Consider the following 21,297-nt stretch of genomic DNA (forward strand, 5'->3'; position numbering starts at 1 on the left):
CCTCTGGTCCCCCGAGGGGGGGGCAGGCCCAGGGAGGGGGCAACAGGTCCCGCCTACCCGAAATCCCCCGAAAGCTCCGCCCGCACCGCCTCCGGCATCACCGCCATGTGGCCGTACCGGGGATGGCCGATGCCGAGGATCACCTCCGTCCCAGGGGCGCGGAAGGCGGCGATCTGCTCCGCCGTGAAGTCGAAATGCAGGAAATGGACGGCGGACGCCTTGCCCGCCTCGTTCGTGCGCTCCACGTCCTCCTCCGGCCGGCCGGTCACCGTGTGGCCGGCGAAGCGCAGCGTCATCGTCCGCTCCACCCCGCCCAGCCGGCCAAGCTCGGCGGCGCGCCGTTCCGGGTCGGCGATCTCGAACATCACGGTGGCGACCAGTTCCGTCCCTTGGGGAATCAGGCCGTTGTAGGCGCGCAGTTCGCCGTCGATCTGCGCCTCGCCGCCCCGCTCGATGAACAGCATCTCGTGGACCTGCTGCCACATCGTCTCGTAATTCTCGAAATGGACGAGGGCGTAGGGGCCGACCGCGACGCGGCGCTTCCTCTTCACAGCGACCAGCGCGCTGCGGCGGGCGGCGCGTTCGCGGGCGTAGCGGTCCAGGGGAAGGATGTCGGCGCGGGTGATCGCGGTCCGGCGTGCCGTCATGACGACAGCTGGTCCAGCATCCTCTGGAACCGCCCGGCGTGGCTGCGCTCGGCCTTGGCCAGCGTTTCGAACCAGTCCGCGACCTCCTCGAAGCCTTCCTCGCGGGCGGTGCGGGCCATGCCCGGATACATGTCGGTGTATTCGTGGGTCTCGCCGGCGATGGCGGCCTTCAGGTTGCTCACCGTGTCGCCGATGGGCAGGCCGGTGATCGGGTCGCCGGCCTCCTCCAGGAATTCCAGATGGCCATGGGCGTGGCCGGTCTCGCCCTCTGCCGTGGAGCGGAAGACGGCGGCGACCTCGTTGTGGCCTTCCACGTCGGCTTTCTGGGCGAAATAGAGATAGCGGCGGTTGGCTTGGCTCTCCCCCGCGAAGGCCGCCTTGAGGTTCTGCTCGGTCTTCGTGCCCTTCAGCGACATGGCGGCGTTCTCCAGACGGGGTTCTGTCCGGCCCGGCCGCGCGCGGGCGTGGGGCCTCCGGCGGCCGAGCCTCGGCTACGGCTTATGCCATTGCTCCCAAAACGCGTCAATGTTCCGGAAATTCCCTGAAGGCCCGGCTGGGAGACGGATTTTTCCGAGAAGCGGCCATCGGCCGCAATCTTTCCGAAAAGCGGCCATGGACCGCCCGCCCCTCAGCGATCCTCGCCCTGGTCCGCGCTCAGCCGGACGATCACATCCACCCGCGCGATGCGCGTGCCCGGCGGGGCCGGCGGCAGATGCTGCACCACCACGTCGTCGCCGGGGATGTCCTCCAGCCGGCCGGTCCCTTCCAGGAAGAAGTGGTGGTGGTCGCTGGTGTTGGTGTCGAAGTAGGACTTGCCCGCCTCCACCACCACCTCGCGCAGCAGGCCGGCGGCGGTGAACTGGTTCAACGTGTTGTAGACCGTGGCCAGCGAGACGCGCAGGTCCGCCCCCATCGCCTCGGTGTGGAGCTGCTCGGCGGTGACGTGGCGGTGCTCCCCTTCGAACAGCAGGCGGGCCAGACCCAGACGCTGGCGCGTCGGGCGGAAGCCTGCCGTCTGCAGGCGGTCGAGGGCGCGCTTGAAGGGTCGGGTGCCGGTCATCGTCGTCTGTTCGCCGTGGTTCAGGTCACAAAGTCGGAACGCGAAACGGACCGCGGCGATCCGCCGCAGCCCGCTCACTTTAGAACGATTTCAGGTCAGGGGGCAAGCGCCCCCCGCAAACCCGCGGGCCGCCGGCGTCAGTAGCCGGTGGCGATCCGCTCGACCAGCTGCTTCACGGTCGGGATGAAGCCGTCCTTGTAGTACGGGTCCGACGCGAAGCGGAAGGCGTTGTGGCCGGCGAACATGAGCTGGTTTTCGCAGTCGTCGGTGTGGCTGACCGCCTGCAGGGTCTTCTGGATGCAGTAGGAGCGCGGATCGGCGCGCTTGCCGTTCGTGCCTTCCTCGTTCTGCGCCCAGTTGGAGAAGTTGCAGGCCGACAGGCAGCCCATGCAGTCCACCTGATCGCGGTGGATGCGCTCCGCCTGCTCCGGCGTGACGAAGATGACCGTGCTGTCCGGCGTCTTCAGACCGCTGGTGAAGCCCTGGGACAGCCAGCCCTCGGCGCGGGCCTTGTCCGTCTCGGTCACATAGACCGGCCGGCCGCGCGGGCCCAGCGGCAGTTCGGCGGAATGCTCGCCCACCGGCTTGGGGAGATAGGCCACCTGACGCTCCGAGCGGGCCATCAGGTCCATCAGGAACGGGTTCTTGACGGCGGAGGAGTAGAAGCCCGTCGGCGAGAAGCGGTTCAGGAAGACGTCGCCTTCCTTCAGGGTCAGCAGACGATGTTTCCAGGCGTTGGAGATCGGGCTTTCCTGGGTCAGCAGCGGGCGCGTGCCGAACTGGAAGGCCACCGGGCCGAGGTCGGGGTTGTCGATCCAGTCTTCCCAGTCCGACAGCCACCAGACGCCGCCCGCCATGACGATGGGGGTGTCGTTCAGGCCGAAGCTGTTCATCATCTGGCGCAGCGCCAGGACGCGGGGGAACGGATCCTCCGGCTTCAGCGGGTCCTCGGAATTGGACAGGCCGTTGTGGCCGCCGGCCAGCCACGGGTCCTCGTAGACCACGCCGCCCAGGTTCTCGCGGAACTTGTGGTAGGCGCGCAGCCAGAGGGCGCGGAAGGCGCGGGCCGAGGAGACGATGGGGTAGTAATGCACACCGTAGTGAACGGCGATCTCCGCCACCCGGTAGGGCATGCCGGCGCCGCAGGTGACGCCGTGGATCAGGCCCTGGGAGCCTTCCAGCACGCCGTGCAGGATGTGCTCGGCGCCGCCCATCTCCCACAGGACGTTCATGTGGATGCGGCCCTGGCCGTTCGACGCCTCGTGCGCGATGCGCGCCTGCGCGATGCCGCCCTGGATGCCGAACTTGATCAGCTCGTCATGACGCTCGCGACGGGTTTTGCCGTGATAGACCTGCGGCAGGAGATTCCCGTTCTCGTCGTAGCTGTCGGCGTTCACGCCCGAGAATGTGCCGATACCCCCGGCCGCCGCCCAGGCGCCCGAGCTTTCCCCGTTGGAGACGGCAATTCCCTTGCCACCCTCGACGAGCGGCAGAACCTCCCGGCCAGACATCAGCAACGGCTTAAGCGCCTTCAACGAAACCTCCAAGACCATGAGAGCGCCCGCGTGCGGGCGCCCGGACAGCGCGACCCGAAAGACGACGAAAAACGCCGCCGGGAGTCGTGCCCCCGACGGCCCAGCCGCCATGAGCGATCTATATATGAGGAAATTTCCGTGCGGACGAGCGGATTCGCGGTGTTAGAAAAAAATCTGTCACGACGACATGTCCCCAAACGTCAACCTGTGGTCCCCGGGAGAACCGTCTCACGGGGTCGTTCCGGCGGCCAGCTCCGCCGCCAGCCGGCCCGGCGCGTCGGTGAAGACACCGGCCACACCCCAGCCGAACAGCGTCCGCGCCCGCGCCGCGTCGTTGACCGTGTAGGCCAGCACCGGGCGCCCGGTGGCGCGGTAGGCGGCGACGCTCTCCGCCGTCTGGCGATCCTGATGGACGTTCAGCGTGGCCGCGCCGATGCGGTCGGCGATGGCCGCCCAGTCGGCGGGCGGATCCCACAGCAGGTAGCCGCGCGGAATCTCCGGCGCCCGGTCGCGCGCCACCTCCAGGCAGGGCACCTCGAAGCTGGACACCAGCAGGGGCAGGCCGGCGGGCCACAGCCGCTTCAACAGCTCCAGCGCGGCTTCCGCCGTCGGCACCTCCTGGCCGGGATAGGGTTTGATCTCCAGATTCAGGCCAAGACCCAACTTGCGGATCACGCCCAGCGCCTCCTCCAGGGTCGGCACCGTTTCGCCGGCGAAACGGGTATCGAACCAGGAACCGGCGTCCAGCGCCTTCAGCTCCGCCAGAGTCAGGTCCGGCACCGGCCCGGCACCGTTGGTGGTGCGCTCCAGCGTGTCGTCGTGAATCAGCACCGGCACGCGGTCGCGGGTGAGCATCACGTCCACCTCGACCCAGGCGGCGCCCTGGCGGGCGGCCTCGCGCAGGCTGGCGAGCGTGTTTTCCGGCGCGCTTTCCTTGGCGCCGCGGTGGCCGATCAGGCGGGGAAGAGTCGACAGCATGGGTCCTGCGGGAGTAAGAGCGGGCCTCTCATACTAGGCGCAAAGCGGCGGATCGGGAACGAGCGATGAAGGCAGCCCACAGCGTGACCGATCTGGTGGCCGCCGGGCTGATGACGCCCGCGGCGGGCGAGGCCGTGGCCGCCGTGGCCGACCGCTACGCCATCGCCCTGACCCCGTACCTGCTGGAAACGCTGGCGGACGCCGCGCCCGGCGATCCCCTGTACGCGCAGTACGTCCCCTCTCCGGAGGAGGCGTACACCGCGCCGGAGGAGCGCGAGGACCCCATCGGCGACGTGGTGCGCAGCCCGGTGAAGGGCATCGTCCACCGTTACCCCGACCGGGTCCTGCTGAAGCCGCTGCACGCCTGCGCGGTCTATTGCCGTTTCTGTTTCCGGCGGGAAATGGTCGGTCCGGGCGGCGAGGCCCTGTCGCCCGAGGAGCTGGACGCCGCGCTGGCGTACGTGCGTGCGCATCCCGAAGTGTGGGAGGTGGTGGTGACCGGCGGTGATCCCCTTCTGCTGTCGCCGCGGCGCCTGTCCCACATCGTCCGCAGCCTGTCGGACATCCCCCATGTCGGTGTGGTCCGGCTGCACACCCGCATCCCCGTCGCCGACCCGGCGCGCGTCACGACGGAGTTGATCGAGGCGCTGAAGGCGCCGGAACTGGCAACTTGGATGGCCATCCACGTCAACCACGCCGATGAATTAACGGAGCCGGCGCGCGGCGCCATCGCCCGGCTGGCCGACGCCGGCATTCCCCTGCTCGGCCAGACGGTGCTGCTGAAAGGCATCAACGACGACGCGGCAGCGCTGGAGGCTCTTTTCCGGGGATTGGTGCGCAACCGGATCAAACCCTATTACCTGCACCATCCCGACCTCGCCGCCGGCACCAGCCATTTCCGCCCGACCCTGGCCGAAGGGCAGGCGCTGGTGAAGGGGCTGCGCGGGCGCGTCTCCGGCCTCTGCCAGCCGACCTACGTGCTGGACATCCCCGGCGGGCACGGCAAGGCCCCTGCGGCTCCGGGCTGGGTGCGGCCCGACGGCGAGGGCGGCTATCTCGCGGAGGACTTCACCGGGGCGGCCCACCGCTACCGCGGCTGATCAGCGCGTCCCCAGCCCCGGCCCCAGCCCGAACAGCGGGTCCGGATTGAGGACGACGCCATGAATGGCGACGATGGAGGCGAAGCCGGTCCAAAGCACCAGCGGCAGCCAGCTCGCCGCAATGGCGCGGTCGTCCGGCCAGGCCAGAAGCACGCAGGTGGACGCGATGATGAAGTAGGCGATGGTCCAGGCGGCCGCGAGGATCGGGCTGCCCATGGTGAAATAGGCGAAGCCGAAGCTGGCGTAGAGCAGCCACAGCGCCCCCTGCATGCCGATCAACGCCGGGCGCCAGCGGATCGTCCAGGGTGCGTTCAGCAGCCGCACGCAGCCCCAGAGCTGGATCAGGCTGATGCTGAACCAGACGACGGGAAAGGCCCAGCCCGGCGGCTGCAGCGGCGAAGGCTGATAGCCGGGAAACGGCTCCCCGCCCCGCTCGAACACGCCATAGGTGTTGGTGAGCAGCCAGAAGACCAGAGCCTGCCACCAATACACGTGGAAAGGCAGCGGGCCGGTGTCGGTTGCGGGTTCCGTCGGGACGAAGGAGCGGTGGTTCATGCTTTAGGAAATGGCACGGCCCCGCTTGCGGTCAAGCGCGTGGTTGACGCATCCGGCGGAGCGCCGGAACAGCCGCCCCCCCTCGCTGGTTCTCCTCTCGCAATGCGTCGGGGGAGGATCGGGCGATGCGGTGGCAGGACGGTCGCGAGAGCGAGAATGTCGAGGACCGGCGCGGCGCGCCCGGAAGCGGCGGGTTCCGCACCGGCGGGATCGGCATTCCCATCGGGCGCGGCGGGATCGGTATCGGCGGGCTGGCGGTGATCGTGGTGGTGTCGCTCCTGCTCGGCATCAACCCGCTGGACCTTCTGCAGGGCACCGTCCCGCAGGAGCAGGCCCGCACCGAGCAGTCCGACGTCCCACGCGGCGGTGGCGACGACGAGTTGAAGCGCTTCGTCTCCGTCGTGCTCGCCGACACGGAGGACACCTGGGCCGCCCAGTTCCAGCAGATCGGCCGCACCTACCAGGACCCGGCTCTGGTGCTGTTCTCCGGCACGGTGGATTCGGGCTGCGGCTTCGCCCAGGCGGCGATGGGTCCCTTCTATTGCCCGCAGGACCGCAAGGTGTACATCGACCTCAGCTTCTACCGCGACCTGCGCGACCGCTTCCGCGCGCCGGGCGACTTCGCCCAGGCCTATGTGATCGCCCACGAGGTCGGCCACCATGTGCAGAACCTGCTGGGCATCTCCGACCGGGTGCAGCAGGCCCAGCGGCAGGCCGGCTCCCAGGCCGACGCCAACGGGCTGTCGGTGCGGCTGGAGCTTCAGGCCGACTGCTTCGCCGGCCTGTGGGCCAACCACGCCAACCGCGAGCGCCAGATCATCGAGCCCGGCGACGTCGAGGAGGCCCTGACGGCGGCCAGCGCCATCGGCGACGACCGCCTGCAACGGCAATCCCGCGGCACCGTGACGCCGGACAGCTTCACCCACGGCAGTTCCGCCCAACGGGTGCAATGGTTCCGCACCGGTCTTGAGCGTGGCGAGCTGAACGCCTGCGACACGTTCGGGGCGGAGCGGCTGTAGCGGTTCAGACAAAGAAAAAGGCGCCTTTCGGCGCCTTGCCCCCTCCCCGACCCTCCCCCGCTTTCGCAGGGGAGGGAGAGAAGGACCATTCCCGCTTGTGCGGGGAAGAAGGATCAGGCGGCGGGGCCGTCCTTCTTGGTCAGGTCTTCGCCGGTGGCTTGGTCGACCTGCTTCATCGACAGCTTCACCTTGCCGCGGTCGTCGAAGCCGATGACCTTCACCTTCACCGAGTCACCCTGCGACACCACGTCCGACACCTTGCCGACGCGCTGCTGCGCCAGCTCGGAGATGTGGACGAGGCCGTCGCGGGAGCCCAGGAAGTTCACGAAGGCGCCGAAATCGACGACCTTCACGACCTTGCCGGTGTAGATCACGTTCATTTCCGGCTCGGCGACGATGCCCTTGATCCAGTCGATGGCGGCCTGGGCGGCCTTGGTGTCCACCGCGGCGACCTTGACCGTGCCGTCGTCCTCGATGTCGATCTTGGCGCCGGTCTGCTCCACGATCTCGCGGATCACCTTGCCGCCGGAGCCGATCACGTCGCGGATCTTCTCCTTCGGGATGTTGATCACGGTGATGCGCGGGGCGTTCTCGTTCACCGCCTCGCGGGCGCCGGTCAGGGCCTGGGCCATCTCGCCCAGGATGTGCAGGCGGCCGTCCTTGGCCTGGCCCAGAGCGATCTTCATGATCTCCTCGGTGATCGAGGTGATCTTGATGTCCATCTGGAGCGCGGTGATGCCAGCGTCGGTGCCGGCCACCTTGAAGTCCATGTCGCCCAGGTGATCCTCGTCACCCAGGATGTCCGACAGGACCGCGAAGCCGTCGTCTTCCTTGATCAGGCCCATGGCGATGCCGGCCACCGGACGGGCCAGCGGAGCGCCGGCGTCCATCAGCGACAGCGAGGTGCCGCAGACCGTCGCCATCGACGACGAGCCGTTGGACTCGGTCACTTCCGACACCACGCGGAGCGTGTAGGGGAAGTCTTCCTTCTTCGGCAGCAGCGGGTGGATGGCGCGCCACGCCAGCTTGCCGTGGCCGATCTCGCGGCGGCCCGGCGAGCCCATGCGGCCGGCCTCGCCCACCGAGTACGGAGGGAAGTTGTAGTGGAGCATGAAGTGCTCCCGGTACTCGCCCTGCAGCGCGTCGATGATCTGCTCGTCCTGGCTGGTGCCCAGCGTGGTGACGACCAGCGCCTGGGTCTCGCCGCGGGTGAACAGGGCCGAACCATGGGCGCGCGGCAGCACGCCGACCTCCGACACGATCGGGCGGACCGTCTTGGTGTCGCGGCCGTCGATGCGACGGCCGGTCTTCAGGACGGCGCCGCGCAGGATGTCGGCCTCCAGCTCCTTGAACTCGGTCGCGATGGCCTGGGTCTCGAAGGACTCGGCCAGGGACTCCAGCGCCTTCGCCTTGGCGGCGCCGATCTTCTCGTAGCGGACCTGCTTCACCGTCTCGGTGTAGGCAGCCTCCACGTCGGCGCCGACGGTCGCGCGCAGCTTCGCCTTCAGGGCGGCGCGGTCGTAGGCCGGCTCCGGCAGGTCCCACGGCTCCTTGGCGCACTGCTCGGCCAGATCGATGATGGCGTCGATGACCGGCTGGAAGCCGCTGTGACCGAACATCACGGCACCCAGCATGACCTCCTCGGACAGCTCCTTGGCTTCCGATTCGACCATCAGCACACCGTCCTGGGTGCCGGCGACCACGAGGTCGAGCGCGGAACCGCCAACGGCGTCCATGGTCGGGTTCAGCACATACTGGCCGTCGACGTAGCCGACGCGGGCGGCGCCGATCGGACCCAGGAACGGGATGCCGGAGATCGTCAGCGCGGCCGAGGTGCCGACCATCGCGACGATGTCCGGATCGTTCTCCAGATCATGGCTCAGCACGGTGCAGATGACCTGCGTCTCGTTGCGGAAGCCATCGGCGAACAGCGGACGGATGGGACGGTCGATCAGGCGGCTGACCAGCGTCTCCTTCTCCGTCGGGCGGCCTTCACGCTTGAAGAAGCCGCCGGGAATCTTTCCGGCTGCGAAAGACTTTTCCTGATAATTGACCGTCAGCGGAAAGAAATCGACGCCCGGCTTCGGCGACTTGGCGCCGACGACCGTGCAGAGGACCGTGGTCTCACCATAGGTGACCAGCACCGCGCCGTCGGCCTGACGGGCGATCTTGCCCGTCTCGAACGTCAGCTTGCGTCCACCCCATTCGATTTCTTTGCGGAAAACCTTGAACATGGATTCTTCCTTCCATCCGACACCTAGGCCCGCCGGATTGCTGGCCTAAGCCGGGGCCATCGGTCGTCGGACCCCGCATGTGAAAACCCAACAAAGGGCAAAACCCGAAAAGGGCCAAAAACATCAAACGGCCGGTCCCGGAAGGTCCGGGCCGGCCGTTTGACTAAAACACACCTTCGCGAACAACAGCACGCCCCGACCGGCGCGACACTCCCCGGTGCACCGGAACGCGGTGCGGTGGATCGAGCGCTGATCGGGACGGATGTTCGGTCACCGGAACGGAAGCCTTTTGGAAATCAGCGACGCAGGCCCAGACGCTCGATGAGCGTGGCGTAGCGGCTGTTGTCCTTCTTCTTGAGATAGTCGAGAAGACGGCGGCGCTGGCCGACCATCACCAGCAGACCACGACGGGAGTGGAAGTCCTTCTTGTGGCCTTGCAGGTGCTCGGTCAGGTTCCGGATGCGCTCGGACAGGATCGCGACCTGGACCTCGGGCGAGCCGGTGTCGTTGGTGCCGCGGGAATAGTCCTTAATGAGTTCCTGCTTGCGATCGGGCGTGATCGACATCGGGGTCTCCATCGTTCATAGGTTGAGAACGCGCACCGGACGGACCTCCGCCCCCTCCACGCGCGCCAGCGCCACCGGCTTTCCGCCGAAAAGCGCAATGACGGTGCCATCCCCACCAACATCGCCGCGCAGCGCCGTGAGGCGTTCGCGGTCCTGCCGGGTGAGGAGTGCCACCGTCTGGCCGTGCTTCAGTCGGTGCGCTTCCGCGTCCGTCAGGGCCAGCGCCGGGATGTCGTCCAGCGCGGTCTCGATCGGCAGCAGAAGTCTTTCGACCGCGGCACCTTGCTCCATCGCGGTCAGATCGTCCAGGGAAATCGCCCCGTCCAGCGTGAAGGACCCGACGCGCAGGCGTCGCAGATCGCGGATGTGCCCCACCGTCCCCAACCGTTCGGCGAGGTCGCGGGCGATCGAGCGGACATAGGTGCCCTTGCCGCAATCGACCTCCAGCACCGCGTGGTCGGCGTCCGGGGTCTCAATCAGCTCCAGCCGGTCGATGCGGACGGTGCGCGGGGCGATGTCCACCACCTCGCCCTCGCGGGCGATGTCGTAGGCGCGCTCGCCGTTGATCTTGAGCGCGCAGTATTGCGGCGGAACCTGCTCGACGAAGCCGAGGAAGGCGGGCAGCGCGGCGCGGATCGCCTCGGCGTCGGGCCTTGCCGCGGAGGTCTCCACGGCCGAGCCCTCGCGGTCGTCGGTGGTGGTGCGGGTGCCCCAGGCCACGGTGAAGCGGTAGGTCTTCTCGCCGTCCATGGCGTAGGAGACGGTCTTGGTCGCCTCGCCCAGCGCGATGGGCAGGATGCCCGTGGCGATGGGGTCCAGCGTGCCGCCATGCCCGGCCTTCTCGGCGTTCAGATGGCGGCGCACCTTGGACAGCGCCTGCGTCGAGGTCATCCCCGCCGGCTTGTCCAGCACGATCCAGCCGTGGATCGGCTCGCCCTTGCGCTTACGAGCCACGGCGCCCCTCGTTCCCGCCGCCGTTGCCCTCATCCTCATCCTCGTCATCGTCGTCGATGTCTTCATCGCCGTCGACGTCGTCCGTCTCGGTCTCGTCCTCCTCGTCCCAGCCGTCGTCCTCGTCGTCATGGTCGTCGTCGCCGTTCACGCGGTCGGCAAGCGAGCGATAGCCGACGTCGCGGGCGACCGCCGGGCTGTGCAGGATGTCGTCGATGCGACCGGCATAGTCGAAGGAGGTGTCCGCCTCGAAGCTCAGCGTCGGGGCGTGGCGCAGGTTGATGGTGCGGGCGACCTGGCCACGCAGGAAAGGCGCGGCGCGGCGCAGGGCCGACAGCGTCTCGTCCATCGGGCCACCACCCAGCGGGGTGACAAAGGCGGTGGCGTTGCGCAGATCCGGGCTGATCCGCACCTCGGTCACCGTGACGTTCAATTCCGCCAGTTCGGGGTCGTGGAAGTCGCCGCGCCGGAACAGGTCCGCCAGGGCATGGCGGATTTCCTCGCCGATGCGGAGTTGGCGCTGGGACGGCGGCTTTCCGGCCAGATCGTGTTTCTTTCTCATGCTGTCGATCCCGAATGCGGTGCGAGAGGGATTTGTCCCTCCGCGAAAACGCGACAAGGGCGCACGGGCGCCCTTGTCATCTGTAACGTCATCTGTAGCCGGTCCTTGAGCCGGGATGCGACGGCGGGCCTTACAGCTCGCGCGCCACCTCCTCGATCTCGAAGGCCTCGATGATATCGCCGGCCAGGATGTTGTCGTAGTTCTCGAAGGCCATGCCGCACTCGTAACCCTCGCGCACTTCCTTGACCTCGTCCTTGAAGCGCTTGAGCGTCTTGAGCGTGCCCTCGTGGATGACGACGTTGTCGCGCAGCAGACGGCAACCGGCGCCGCGCTTGACCGTGCCCTGCGTGACCATACAACCGGCGACCTTGCCGACCTTGGTGATGTTGAACACCTCGCGGATCTCGGCGTAGCCGATGAAACGCTCACGCAGGGTCGGCGACAGCATGCCGGTCAGCGCCGCCTTCACGTCGTCGATCACGTTGTAGATGATCGAGTAGTAGCGGATTTCGACGCCGTCGCGCTTGGCCATGTCGCGGGCCTGCGGGTTGGCGCGGACGTTGAAGCCGAAGACCATCGCGTTGGAGGCGTTCGCCAGCGTGACGTCGGACTCGTTGATCGCACCCACCGAGGCGTGCAGCACGCGGACCTTGACCTCGGTGTTCTCCGCCGTGAGCTTCTCCAGGGCGTTGGAGATCGCTTCGATGGAGCCCTGCACGTCGCCCTTGATGACGACCGGCAGTTCCTTGGCCTCGCCGGCCTGGATGCGGCTGAACATGTCCTGCAGCGAGCCGCGGGCCGACGCCGCGTTGGCGGCTTCGCGCTTCTTGCGCTGGCGGAACTCGGCGATCTCGCGGGCGCGGGCTTCCGACTCGACGACGGTGAAATCGTCGCCGGCGAGCGGCGTGCCGTTGAGGCCGAGCACCTCGACCGGGCTGGCCGGGGCCGCCTGCTCGACGCTCTGGCCGCGGTCGTTGACCAGGGCGCGGACGCGGCCCCACTCCGACCCGGTGACGAACACGTCGCCGACCTTCAGCGTGCCGCGCTGGACCAGCACGGTGGCGACCGAACCACGGCCGCGCTCCAGCTTGGCCTCGACCACGACGCCTTCGGCGGTGCGCTCCGGGTTGGCCTTCAGCTCCAGGATTTCCGCCTGCAGGAGGATGGCCTCCTCCAGCTTGTCCAGGTTGCGCTTGGCCTTGGCCGACACTTCCACGGTCTGGATGTCGCCGCCCAGCTCTTCCACGACCAGCTCGTGCTGGAGCAGTTCCTGGCGGACACGGTCCGGCTTGGCGTCGGGCAGGTCGATCTTGTTGATGGCGACGATGATCGGAACCTTCGCGGCCTTGGCGTGATGGATCGCCTCGATCGTCTGCGGCATCACGCCGTCGTTCGCGGCGACGACCAGCACCACCACGTCCGTGACGTTGGCGCCGCGGGCGCGCATCTCGGTGAAGGCGGCGTGGCCCGGCGTGTCGATGAAGGTGATCTTCGCACCCGACTCCAGCTGCACCTGATAGGCGCCGATGTGCTGGGTGATGCCGCCGGCCTCGCGGCTGACGACGTCGGTCTGGCGCAGGGCGTCGAGCAGCGAGGTCTTGCCGTGGTCGACGTGGCCCATGATCGTGACGACCGGGGGACGCGGCATCAGCGCCGTTTCCGCATCGTCGTTGAGGCGCAGGCCGACCTCGACGTCCGCCTCCGACACGCGGCGCACGCGGTGGCCGAACTCGGCGATGATCAGCTCCGCCGTGTCGGCGTCGATCGTCTGGTTGATGGTGGCCATCACGCCCATGCGCATGAGCTGCTTGATCACGTCGGCGCCGCGTTCCGCCATGCGGTTCGCCAGCTCCTGGACGGTGATGACCTCGGGCAGCACGACGTCGCGGGTCACTTTCTGCGTCTCCTGACGGCTCATCTGACGGAGCCGCTCGCGCTCACGGGCACGGCGGACGGCGGCCAGCGAGCGCGTGCGCTCACCACCCTCGTCGCTCAGCGCCTGCGAGACGGTCATCTTGGAGCCCTTGCGGCGATCAGCGCCCGGAGCGGCCTTGCGGACCGGAGCCGGAGCCGGCGCCTTCTTGTTCCCGGGCTTGCCGCGGCGGTCGTCCTCTTCCTCGCCGAAGCGGGGAGCGGCCGGAGCCCCCGGACCACGGGCGGCCGGAGCCTCCGTGGTGGTGGCCGCGGTGCGCGCACCGGCGCCACCGGCGGGACGGGCACCCTGCGGGCGGGTCTGCTCGGTGTCCTTGCGCTTGGCCTCCTCGGCCTCCTTGCGCTTGGCTTCCTCTTCCTGGCGGCGGCGCTCGGCCTCCTGGGCCTTGGCGCGCTCCGCCTCCTCGATGCCGCGCAGCTCCGCCAGCTCGCGCTGGCGCAGCGTCTCGGCGTCGAGAATCTCCGGCTCCTCCTCGACCGCCTGGGCCGGCTGGGACGCCGCTTCCTCGGCGGCGCGAGCGGCGGCCTCGGCGGCCAGGACGGCGGCCTCGGCCTCTTCCTCGGCGCGGCGGCGGTTGTCTTCAGCCGCCCCCTGCAGGGCGCGGATGCGCGCCTCGCGTTCCTGGTTGGTCAGCTGGCGCACGGCGCCGCCGCCACCGCCGCGCTGGCGCTGGCCCGGCCCACCTCGGACGGGGATGCCCTGGGCGGCCTGACGCGCGGCGGCGCCGCCGTCGGCCACGCCCGGCAGAGCGCCCTTCTCCACGGCCCGCTTACGCTTGACCTCCACGGTCACGGGCTTCGACCGGCCATGGGAGAAGCTCTGCCGGACCTGGGTCTCGACCGGCTTCTTCAGCTCCAGCTTCCCTTTGCCGGAGCCGGAGAGGTGCAAGACTTTCTTTTGGTCCTGGTCGTTGCTGTCGGTCATCGGTTCCCGAATGGTCAGACGTTGCTTACGTGGCCGGCCGGCGGAGAGCCGGCGACAAAGCCTTTGATACCCTTGAGACGCGCGGAGTCGCGTGCCAATCCCTTGGCCAGCTTCCCGCGCGCCACCACCGCATGCACGGCGTTTTCCCGGCCCAGGGCCGCGGCCATCGCCGCGGCGTCGAACAGGTCCACGACCGGCATATCCGGCGCCAGCGCTGTGATCTTGCCCCGCTGGTCGGGCGAACCGTCGCTGGCCTCGACCAGCAGATAGGGCGGTCCGGCGCGTCCGACCTGATTGGTCTTCAGCGCCTCGCGCACCTTTTCGTATCCGGCCAGAGCCTGCCCGGCCCGACGCGCCAGCCCGAAGGCATCCAGGCACCGCCGCTCCAGCAGCTTCTCCAGCCGCTCCGCCAGATCGGGCGGGACGCGCACCGCGCGCCGCGCCGCCTTGGCGAACATGTTCTTGGCAATGGCCTTCGTAAAGGCCGCCTTGTCCCCCGACAGCCAGAGGCCGCGGCCCGGAAGCCGTTCCTCCAGATCGGGCACGATCTCGCCGTCGGGTGATACCACGAAACGGATCATGCCGTCTTTCGGTTGCACGGTTCCGGTGGCGATGCAGCGGCGCAGCGGGCCCTTTTCCAGGTCCGCCGGCAGCAGCGTCTCCCCTTCGGCCGCAAGGCCGTCCGGTTCACCGTCCGCCGGAGTCTGTTCGTTCCTGTCGCTCAGCCCAACCATCCGTACCGTTTGTGCGTCCTAAGTCCCGGCTCAGCTCTGCGCCGCCTGATCGTCGGCCGAGGGTTGCGCCGCGGCGGGCGCGCCTTCCTCGCCATCGAACCAGTGGGCACGGGCGGCCATGATGATCTCGTTGGCCTCGTCTTCCGTCGGGGCCTCCTTGCCGAGAATGTCGCGCAGCTCGTCCGCGGCGAGATCGGCGAGGTCGTCCATCGTCTTCACGCCATTCTCACCCAGCTTCACCAGCAGGGCGGGGCTGAAGCCGGTGGCTTCCGCCACCGCGTCCTCGACGCCGAGCGCCTGGCGCTTCTCGGTCATGCGGACGTCCTGCTCGTCGAGGAAGTTGAGGGCGCGCTGCTTCAGCTCTTCCGCCACATCCTCGTCGAAGCCTTCGATCTCGGCCAGCTCCTCGGTCTCGACATAGGCGATCTCCTCCACGGAGGTGAAGCCTTCGGCGACCAGGAGATGGGCGATCACGTCGTCCACGTCCAGCGCTTCCATGAAGAGCTGCGAGCGGGTGCGGAATTCGTCCGACCGGCGCTCCGACTCCTCCTGCTCGGTCAGGATGTCGATGTCCCAGCCGGTGAGCTGGGTGGCCAGCCGCACGTTCTGGCCGCGGCGGCCGATGGCCAGCGACAGCTGGTCGTCGGGCACCACCACCTCGATGCGGCTGTTGTCCTCGTCCATCACGACCTTGGCGACCTCGGCCGGGGCCAGGGCGTTGACGATGAAGGTCGCCGGCTCCTGGTTCCACTGGATGATGTCGATCTTCTCGCCCTGCAGCTCGCCGACGACCGCCTGGACGCGGCTGCCGCGCATGCCGACGCAGGCGCCGACCGGGTCGATGGAGCTGTCGTTGCTGATCACCGCGATCTTGGCGCGCGAGCCCGGGTCGCGGGCGACCGCCTTGATCTCGATGATGCCGTCGTAGATCTCCGGCACTTCCTGGGCGAACAGCTTCGCCATGAACATCGGATGGGTGCGCGACAGGAAGATCTGCGGGCCGCGCGCTTCCTCGCGCACGTCGAAGATGTAGGCGCGCACACGGTCGCCGTTCTTGAAGTGCTCGCGCGGCAGCAGCTCGTCGCGGCGCAGGATCGCCTCGGCGCGGCCCAGGTCGACGGTGACGTTGCCGTACTCGACGCGCTTGACCAGACCGTTGACGATCTCGCCGGTGCGATCCTTGTATTCGTTGAACTGGCGCTTGCGCTCCGCGTCCCGGACCTTCTGGACGATGACCTGCTTGGCCGTCTGGGCGGCGATGCGGCCGAAGTCGATGGGCGGCAGCGGATCGACCAGGAAGTCGCCGACCTGGGCGCCGGGCTTGCGGCGCTGGGCGTAGGCGAGGGTCACCTGGGTCGCCTCGTTCTCCACCGCCTCGACCACCTCCAGGTGGCGGGTCAGGTGGATGTCGCCCGTCTTGCGGTCGATGCGGGCGCGGATGTCGTGCTCGTGGCCGTACTTGGAGCGCCCGGCCTTCTGAATCGCCTGCTCCATCGCCTCCAGGACCTCGTCCCGGTCGATGTTCTTTTCGCGGGCAACCGCGTCAGCGACTTGCAGCAGTTCCATCCGTCACACTTCCTGGACTGGCGTTTGTTCTTCGAGTGAAGCCCGGAGCGGCCGTCAACCCTGGCCCTGGCTGGCGCGGATCAGTTCATCCGTCAAAACCAGCTTGGCGCGCAGGATGTTGTCGAACTCCAGCCGGGCGGCTCCCTGTTCCGATTCGATGCACACGAGGCCGTCGTCGACGCCCTTCAGCATGCCCTTGAAGCGCTTGCGGCCGTCGACGGCGAGCCGGGTCTCCAGCTTGGCCTCGAAACCGGCGAAACGCTCGAAATCCTTCAGACGGGTCAGCGGCCGGTCGATGCCGGGCGAACTGACCTCCAGCGTGTAGGCGCTCTTGATCGGATCTTCAACGTCGAGCACCGCGGAGATCGCGCGGCTGATGTCGGCGCAGTCTTCGACCGTCATGGGCGCGCCGTCGGCGCGTTCCGCCATGACCTGCAGAACCATGCGCTGCCCACCGGTCAACTGCACACGCACGAGTTCGTAGCCCATGGCCTCGACCGACGGCGTGATGATCTGCTCGATACGACCGGTTGCTTCCATTCCACCTGACCCGCCCCCGCGGTCTCCCCTGGCACAGCGCCCTGGGACCAACACGGGGATTCCATACGCTGATAAAAAAATAAGTGGGCCAAGGCCCACCCGCAAAGCGTCCCGCCGGCCCGGTTTCCCGAGCCGCCGATCCGTATGGGTTCATGCGGTGAATATAGACATTCCGGAGCAGGCCGCAAGCGCTTTTCCGCAAGGTCCTATGCCCGGCGCTTGGTGAGCGGGTCCAACCCGGGTAAGGTCAAGCCCTCGGCGGCCGTCGAACGGCGCGGAAAACGCCTCCAGGACGGAGTTCACCGTGATCCTCGAAACGGCCCTGCTGACCGTCAGACCCGGCCAGGGCCCGGCCTTCGAACGGGCGATGGCCGAGGCTCAGCCCCTGATCGCCGCGACTCCGGGCTTCCTTGGGCTGGAACTGCGGCCCTGCCTCGAAGGGCCGGACCGCTATCTTCTGCTCGTCCGCTGGGAGCGGCTGGAGGACCACACCGAAGGTTTCCGGGGGTCCGACCGCTACGCCCGCTGGAAGGCGCTGCTCCACCGCTTCTACGACCCGTTCCCGGTGGTGGAGCATTATGGCGAGCCGGTGGTGTCTACCCCCGCGCCTTGCGGATGAAGCGCATGAACACCGGCTTGCGCCCGGCCTCGATGGCTTTTTCCTCGTAGCGGGTGGGCGGCCAGTCCGCGATGCGGTGGCGCCAGTCGGACGGGCCGCGGGCGGTCCATTCGAAATCGGGGTGCCGGACCGTGTGTTCCAGCATCCAGCGCACCAGCCCCATGTCGTCGCTGGCCAGACGCAGCTCCGCCCCGTCCTTCAGCACGCGCGCGAGGCGCGGCAGGTTGTCCGGGCCGATGAAGCGGCGTTCCCAGTGGCGCTTCTTCGGCCAGGGATCGGCGAACAGCACGAAAGCGCGCCCGATCGAGGCGTCCGGCAGGGCGTCGAGCAGAGGGCGGGCGTCGTCTGGAAGGACACGGACGTTGTCCTGCACGCCCTCGTCGTCCACCAGCTTGAGCAGACCGGCCACGCCGTTGATGAAGGGCTCCGCCCCGATCACCCCGACGTCGCGGTTGTTCGCCGCCTGCCACGCCATGTGGTGGCCGCTGCCGAAGCCGACCTCCAGCCAGACGTCGCGCATGGGTTTGGAAAACAGGGCGTGGGGGTCGATGCGGTCGCCCGGCTGCGGCACCGGGATTTCCAGCGACGGCAGGAGCCCGTCGAGCAGTTCGGTCTTGCGCTTGCGGAGCGGACGCCCCTTGCGCCGCCCGTAGAGCCTCTTGGACGAGTCCAGGAAGGAGTCGGTCATCGTGACAACAGGGTCCCAAAACGAACGCAGGGGCCGTGCGGCCCCTGCATCCCGGACGAACGGGTCCGGTCTTGGAAGAAGCCTCTTCTTAGAAGAAGGCGGCGCGCAGATCGTTGACGAGGTCGGTCTTCTCCCAGGAGAAGCCGCCGTCGGCCTCCGCCTCGCGGCCGAAATGGCCGTAGGCGGCGGTGCGCGCATAGACCGGACGGTTCAGGCCCAGATGCGTGCGGATGCCGCGCGGGGACAGGTCGACCAGCTTCTGCAGCACGTCCGACAGCCGGTCCTCGTCCACCGTGCCGGTGCCGTGGGTGTCGACATAGACCGACAGCGGCTTCGACACGCCGATGGCGTAGGAGAGCTGGATCGTGCAGCGCTCGGCCAAGCCGGCGGCGACCACGTTCTTGGCGAGGTAGCGCGCGGCGTAGGCGGCCGAACGGTCGACCTTGGTCGGGTCCTTGCCGGAGAAGGCGCCGCCGCCGTGCGGAGCGGCACCGCCGTAGGTGTCCACGATGATCTTGCGGCCGGTCAGGCCGGCGTCGCCGTCCGGACCGCCGATGACGAAGCGGCCGGTCGGGTTGACGTAGAAGCTCGCCTCGTCGCACATCCAGCCCGCCGGCAGGCAGTTGAGAACGTGCGGACGGACGATCTCGCGCACCTCCTCCTGGGTCAGGCCGTCGGCGTGCTGGGTGGAGACGACCACCGCGGTGGCGCGCACCGGCTTGCCGTTCTCGTACTGCAGAGTCACCTGGCTCTTGGCGTCGGGGCCGAGCTGCGGGGCGGCGCCGGAGTGGCGCGCCTCGGCCAGCGACTTCAGGATGGCGTGGCTGTAGTAGATCGGCGCCGGCATCAGGGCCGGGGTCTCGTTGCAGGCGTAGCCGAACATGATGCCCTGGTCGCCCGCCCCCTCGTCCTTCTCACCGGCGGCGTCGACGCCGACCGCGATGTCGGCGGACTGGGAGTGGACGAAGCACTTGACGTCCATCTTCTCCCAATGGAAGCCGTCCTGCTCGTAGCCGATGTCCTTCACCGCGGCGCGGGCGACCTGGACCAGCATGTCGGGAGTGATGCTCTCCGGCCCGCGCACCTCGCCGGCCAGAACGATCTGGTTGGTGGTCGCCAGCGTCTCCACGGCCACGCGGGCGTAGGGGTCGTGCGACAGGTACAGATCGACGATGGCGTCGGAGATGCGGTCGCACACCTTGTCCGGATGGCCTTCGGACACGGACTCGCTGGTGAACACGTAGTTGAGCTTGGCCACGACGAACCTCGGCAATGGACGGGGGCTATTGTACAGAATTATCGGGGGAGACCAGCGCAGCACCCACGGAAAGCCAGTCATTTGCCGTATGTGACAAGGTTTGCGTTCCAGGTCAAGCGATCTCCCCGGGGTTGGGGGAGGGCAACGGAAATTCGCCTTAAAAAAACATCGGGGAACGGGCCGGAAAGCCGCGTTCCCCAATCTTCCTGCCGTCCGGATTGCTTCCGGTTGCTCGGCTTGCGTCTCTCGAACCGTTTATTCGGCCGCTTCGACCATGCCGGAGTTGGCAACCGCCTTGGTCAGTTCGAACAGGCGCTTGCGCACCGACGGGTCGTTGATGCGGTAGTAGGCGCGCACCAGTTCCAGCGTCTCGCGCTTGGCCATCGGGTCGGGCTCGTAGCCGCCCGAACGCTCCTCGAAACCGGCAGCGGCGCCCTCGTCGTCGTCAACCGGGGCCGCGGCGGCTTCCGCAGGCATGTCGTCGAAGAAGAAGGACACAGGAACGTCCAGGACGCGGCTGAGGTCGAACAGGCGCGATGCGCCGATGCGGTTGGCGCCGCGCTCGTACTTCTGCACCTGCTGGAAGGTCAGGCCGATGGCCTCGCCCAGCTTCTCCTGGCTCATGCCCAGGAGGGTCCGGCGCAAACGGACGCGGGAACCGACGTGCACGTCGATCGGGTTCGGCTTTCCCGTCTTAGGACGGCCGGCAGTGGCCCGGCGGCCCCGCGCTGGCGTTGCTTGCATTGCTCTAATTCCCTGAAACAGTTGTGCAACCTTGATACGACATATCCATGTATGCAGTCAAGGGCGCCCGAGCGCTCCCGATGCGCGTGATTGAAAAAAGAGTCTCGGATGCGCTATCTGCGATGTCGTGCGCGCAGGCCCACCGCGAAACAGGTCATAAGAAGCAACCCAAACGCGCCGTCGCCCACCCGTCCGTAGAGAGTGGGGGTGGGAAGCGCTTCCGGCAAGGCCGCATCGACCACACCCCTGTGACCAAGCGGCAGCATGGCGGTGACGCGGCCGTGGGAGTCCACCACGCCGGAGATGCCGGTGTTGGCGACGCGGACCAGCGGCATCCCCTCCTCCACCGCACGGGTCCGGGCGATGGCGAAATGCTGGTACGGGCCGGCGGTGTTGCCGTACCAGGCGTCGTTGGTCAGGTTCAGCATCCAGCGCGGCCGTCCGGCGCCATCCTCGGCGGCGGGCAACACGGCGCCCGGGAAGATCACCTCGTAGCAGATCAGCGGGCTGACCGGCGGCAAGCCCTTGAGATCGAGCGACACCGGCCCCGGCCCGGCGGAGAACTCCGCCCCGTTGCCGGCGATCGCCCCGACCGGCAGCCAGCGGCGCAGCGGCATGTATTCGCCGAAAGGCACGAGATGGAACTTGTCGAAGCGCCCCGTCACCGCACCGCTGCCGTCGACCGCCGCCAGGCTGTTGTAATAGAGCGGCTCGCCCTCCGGCCCGGCCTCCATGCGCGGCACCCCGGTGACGAGCAGCCCGCCGGGCGGGGTGACCGATCCCAGCGCCTGACGCAGGCGGGCGTCCTGGTCGAGGAACAGAGGCACCGCGGTTTCGGCCCAGATCACATGGGTGATCGGCTCACTGGATGGAGCGGCGGAGAGTTCCATCTGCTGCTGGACGTTGCGCACCCGCTCGCCCGCCGCCCATTTCAGCCGCTGGTCGATGGCCGGCTGGACCAGCCGCAGCCGCACGCCGGGCACCGTCGCGTCGGACGCTCCGGCCAGCCGCAGCCCGCCCCAGGCGCCAAGCGCCGCGAACAGCGCCAGCCCGGCGGCGCTTGGCGCCTGGGGCGGGCTGCGGC

The 21,297-nt window shown here is 68.3% G+C and carries 21 protein-coding genes; 3 read left to right on the plus strand and 18 right to left on the minus strand.

All coding sequences use genetic code 11. The features are described 5' to 3' along the window. Positions 1-53 precede the first annotated feature (53 nt). The 5 genes from GBZ26_RS13010 to GBZ26_RS13030 all read right to left on the minus strand — a co-directional run bounded on the left by GBZ26_RS13010 (position 54) and on the right by GBZ26_RS13030 (position 4,220). Positions 54-647, minus strand: a complete 594-nt coding sequence (locus GBZ26_RS13010) for a DUF3501 family protein (protein WP_174439204.1) — start codon at positions 645-647, stop codon at positions 54-56. Further along, positions 644-1,063: a rubrerythrin family protein gene (locus GBZ26_RS13015; RefSeq protein WP_014238831.1), complete on the minus strand. Its 420-nt coding sequence runs from the start codon at positions 1,061-1,063 to the stop codon at positions 644-646. Before GBZ26_RS13015 ends, GBZ26_RS13010 begins: the two co-directional genes overlap by 4 nt. 212 nt (positions 1,064-1,275) lie before the next feature. After that, positions 1,276-1,707, minus strand: coding sequence for an iron response transcriptional regulator IrrA (gene irrA, locus GBZ26_RS13020; protein WP_174439205.1), 432 nt, complete (start codon positions 1,705-1,707; stop codon positions 1,276-1,278). 137 nt (positions 1,708-1,844) lie between these two features. Then, the gene (locus GBZ26_RS13025; protein ID WP_038531606.1) at positions 1,845-3,242 is read right to left on the minus strand and encodes an NAD(P)H-dependent flavin oxidoreductase; all 1,398 of its coding nucleotides are present in this window, start codon (positions 3,240-3,242) and stop codon (positions 1,845-1,847) included. A gap of 228 nt (positions 3,243-3,470) precedes the next feature. After that, positions 3,471-4,220, minus strand: a complete 750-nt coding sequence (locus GBZ26_RS13030) for a glycerophosphoryl diester phosphodiesterase (RefSeq protein WP_174439206.1) — start codon at positions 4,218-4,220, stop codon at positions 3,471-3,473. Between the two features lie 65 nt (positions 4,221-4,285). Between GBZ26_RS13030 and GBZ26_RS13035 the strand changes: the two genes are divergently transcribed. Next, positions 4,286-5,320 (plus strand): lysine-2,3-aminomutase-like protein, encoded by a 1,035-nt coding sequence (locus GBZ26_RS13035; RefSeq protein WP_174439207.1) that lies wholly within the window; start codon positions 4,286-4,288, stop codon positions 5,318-5,320. Here the strand turns inward: GBZ26_RS13035 and GBZ26_RS13040 are convergent, their stop codons facing one another. Beyond that, on the minus strand, positions 5,321-5,875 hold the full coding sequence (locus tag GBZ26_RS13040) for a TspO/MBR family protein (RefSeq protein ID WP_174439208.1): 555 nt from the start codon (positions 5,873-5,875) through the stop codon (positions 5,321-5,323). Positions 5,876-6,000: 125 nt separating this feature from the next. On the opposite strand from GBZ26_RS13040, the gene ypfJ reads away from it, so the two are divergent. Then, entirely contained in the window at positions 6,001-6,894 is an 894-nt protein-coding gene (ypfJ, locus tag GBZ26_RS13045; protein WP_174439209.1) for a KPN_02809 family neutral zinc metallopeptidase, read from the plus strand. Between the two features lie 113 nt (positions 6,895-7,007). Here the strand turns inward: ypfJ and pnp are convergent, their stop codons facing one another. The 8 genes from pnp to rimP form a co-directional block, all read right to left on the minus strand. After that, positions 7,008-9,128, minus strand: a complete 2,121-nt coding sequence (gene pnp, locus GBZ26_RS13050) for a polyribonucleotide nucleotidyltransferase (protein ID WP_174439210.1) — start codon at positions 9,126-9,128, stop codon at positions 7,008-7,010. A gap of 296 nt (positions 9,129-9,424) precedes the next feature. Beyond that, on the minus strand, positions 9,425-9,694 hold the full coding sequence (gene rpsO / locus GBZ26_RS13055; RefSeq protein ID WP_035670129.1) for a 30S ribosomal protein S15: 270 nt from the start codon (positions 9,692-9,694) through the stop codon (positions 9,425-9,427). 15 nt (positions 9,695-9,709) lie between these two features. Beyond that, positions 9,710-10,648: a tRNA pseudouridine(55) synthase TruB gene (gene truB / locus GBZ26_RS13060; protein ID WP_174439211.1), complete on the minus strand. Its 939-nt coding sequence runs from the start codon at positions 10,646-10,648 to the stop codon at positions 9,710-9,712. Further along, complete coding sequence (gene rbfA / locus GBZ26_RS13065; RefSeq protein WP_174439212.1) at positions 10,638-11,207, minus strand: 30S ribosome-binding factor RbfA; 570 nt, start codon at positions 11,205-11,207, stop codon at positions 10,638-10,640. Before rbfA ends, truB begins: the two co-directional genes overlap by 11 nt. Before the next feature lie 130 nt (positions 11,208-11,337). Continuing rightward, positions 11,338-14,064, minus strand: a complete 2,727-nt coding sequence (gene infB / locus GBZ26_RS13070) for a translation initiation factor IF-2 (protein ID WP_174439213.1) — start codon at positions 14,062-14,064, stop codon at positions 11,338-11,340. Positions 14,065-14,078: 14 nt separating this feature from the next. Then, positions 14,079-14,798, minus strand: coding sequence for an RNA-binding protein (locus tag GBZ26_RS13075; protein WP_174439214.1), 720 nt, complete (start codon positions 14,796-14,798; stop codon positions 14,079-14,081). A 30-nt stretch (positions 14,799-14,828) separates the two neighbouring features. Next, positions 14,829-16,364 (minus strand): transcription termination factor NusA, encoded by a 1,536-nt coding sequence (gene nusA, locus GBZ26_RS13080; protein WP_174439215.1) that lies wholly within the window; start codon positions 16,362-16,364, stop codon positions 14,829-14,831. 54 nt (positions 16,365-16,418) lie between these two features. Then, positions 16,419-16,904, minus strand: coding sequence for a ribosome maturation factor RimP (gene rimP / locus GBZ26_RS13085; RefSeq protein WP_014238849.1), 486 nt, complete (start codon positions 16,902-16,904; stop codon positions 16,419-16,421). Positions 16,905-17,208: 304 nt separating this feature from the next. Here rimP and GBZ26_RS13090 point away from each other — a divergent pair, with 304 nt between their 5' ends. Further along, entirely contained in the window at positions 17,209-17,523 is a 315-nt protein-coding gene (locus tag GBZ26_RS13090) for an antibiotic biosynthesis monooxygenase (protein ID WP_174439216.1), read from the plus strand. On the opposite strand, the gene trmB is transcribed toward GBZ26_RS13090, so the two are convergent. From trmB to lnt, 4 genes are all read right to left on the minus strand, one after another. Beyond that, positions 17,501-18,211, minus strand: coding sequence for a tRNA (guanine(46)-N(7))-methyltransferase TrmB (trmB, locus tag GBZ26_RS13095; protein ID WP_174439217.1), 711 nt, complete (start codon positions 18,209-18,211; stop codon positions 17,501-17,503). The genes GBZ26_RS13090 and trmB overlap by 23 nt on opposite strands. 88 nt (positions 18,212-18,299) lie before the next feature. Continuing rightward, entirely contained in the window at positions 18,300-19,469 is a 1,170-nt protein-coding gene (gene metK, locus GBZ26_RS13100; protein WP_174439218.1) for a methionine adenosyltransferase, read from the minus strand. A gap of 255 nt (positions 19,470-19,724) precedes the next feature. Continuing rightward, positions 19,725-20,213 carry a helix-turn-helix domain-containing protein gene (locus GBZ26_RS13105; RefSeq protein WP_174439219.1) on the minus strand — a complete coding sequence of 163 codons (489 nt, stop codon included), beginning with the start codon at positions 20,211-20,213 and terminating at the stop codon, positions 19,725-19,727. Between the two features lie 113 nt (positions 20,214-20,326). Continuing rightward, positions 20,327-21,297 (minus strand): apolipoprotein N-acyltransferase (gene lnt / locus GBZ26_RS13110; RefSeq protein WP_174439220.1); only part of this gene is annotated, 971 nt, incomplete at its 5' end.

This window comes from Azospirillum formosense (genome assembly GCF_013340925.1).
GTDB lineage: Bacteria > Pseudomonadota > Alphaproteobacteria > Azospirillales > Azospirillaceae > Azospirillum > Azospirillum formosense.

What these genes read in the sequence shown, in the direction of transcription:
- GBZ26_RS13010 (WP_174439204.1), bottom strand. Translation starts at nt 647, where the DNA reads ATGACGGCACGCCGGACCGCGATCACCCGCGCCGACATCCTTCCCCTG.
- GBZ26_RS13015 (WP_014238831.1), bottom strand. Translation starts at nt 1,063, where the DNA reads ATGTCGCTGAAGGGCACGAAGACCGAGCAGAACCTCAAGGCGGCCTTC.
- irrA (WP_174439205.1), bottom strand. Translation starts at nt 1,707, where the DNA reads ATGACCGGCACCCGACCCTTCAAGCGCGCCCTCGACCGCCTGCAGACG.
- GBZ26_RS13030 (WP_174439206.1), bottom strand. Translation starts at nt 4,220, where the DNA reads ATGCTGTCGACTCTTCCCCGCCTGATCGGCCACCGCGGCGCCAAGGAA.
- GBZ26_RS13035 (WP_174439207.1), top strand. Translation starts at nt 4,286, where the DNA reads ATGAAGGCAGCCCACAGCGTGACCGATCTGGTGGCCGCCGGGCTGATG.
- GBZ26_RS13040 (WP_174439208.1), bottom strand. Translation starts at nt 5,875, where the DNA reads ATGAACCACCGCTCCTTCGTCCCGACGGAACCCGCAACCGACACCGGC.
- ypfJ (WP_174439209.1), top strand. Translation starts at nt 6,001, where the DNA reads ATGCGGTGGCAGGACGGTCGCGAGAGCGAGAATGTCGAGGACCGGCGC.
- pnp (WP_174439210.1), bottom strand. Translation starts at nt 9,128, where the DNA reads ATGTTCAAGGTTTTCCGCAAAGAAATCGAATGGGGTGGACGCAAGCTG.
- rpsO (WP_035670129.1), bottom strand. Translation starts at nt 9,694, where the DNA reads ATGTCGATCACGCCCGATCGCAAGCAGGAACTCATTAAGGACTATTCC.
- rbfA (WP_174439212.1), bottom strand. Translation starts at nt 11,207, where the DNA reads ATGAGAAAGAAACACGATCTGGCCGGAAAGCCGCCGTCCCAGCGCCAA.
- infB (WP_174439213.1), bottom strand. Translation starts at nt 14,064, where the DNA reads ATGACCGACAGCAACGACCAGGACCAAAAGAAAGTCTTGCACCTCTCC.
- GBZ26_RS13075 (WP_174439214.1), bottom strand. Translation starts at nt 14,798, where the DNA reads ATGGTTGGGCTGAGCGACAGGAACGAACAGACTCCGGCGGACGGTGAA.
- nusA (WP_174439215.1), bottom strand. Translation starts at nt 16,364, where the DNA reads ATGGAACTGCTGCAAGTCGCTGACGCGGTTGCCCGCGAAAAGAACATC.
- rimP (WP_014238849.1), bottom strand. Translation starts at nt 16,904, where the DNA reads ATGGAAGCAACCGGTCGTATCGAGCAGATCATCACGCCGTCGGTCGAG.
- trmB (WP_174439217.1), bottom strand. Translation starts at nt 18,211, where the DNA reads ATGACCGACTCCTTCCTGGACTCGTCCAAGAGGCTCTACGGGCGGCGC.
- GBZ26_RS13105 (WP_174439219.1), bottom strand. Translation starts at nt 20,213, where the DNA reads ATGCAAGCAACGCCAGCGCGGGGCCGCCGGGCCACTGCCGGCCGTCCT.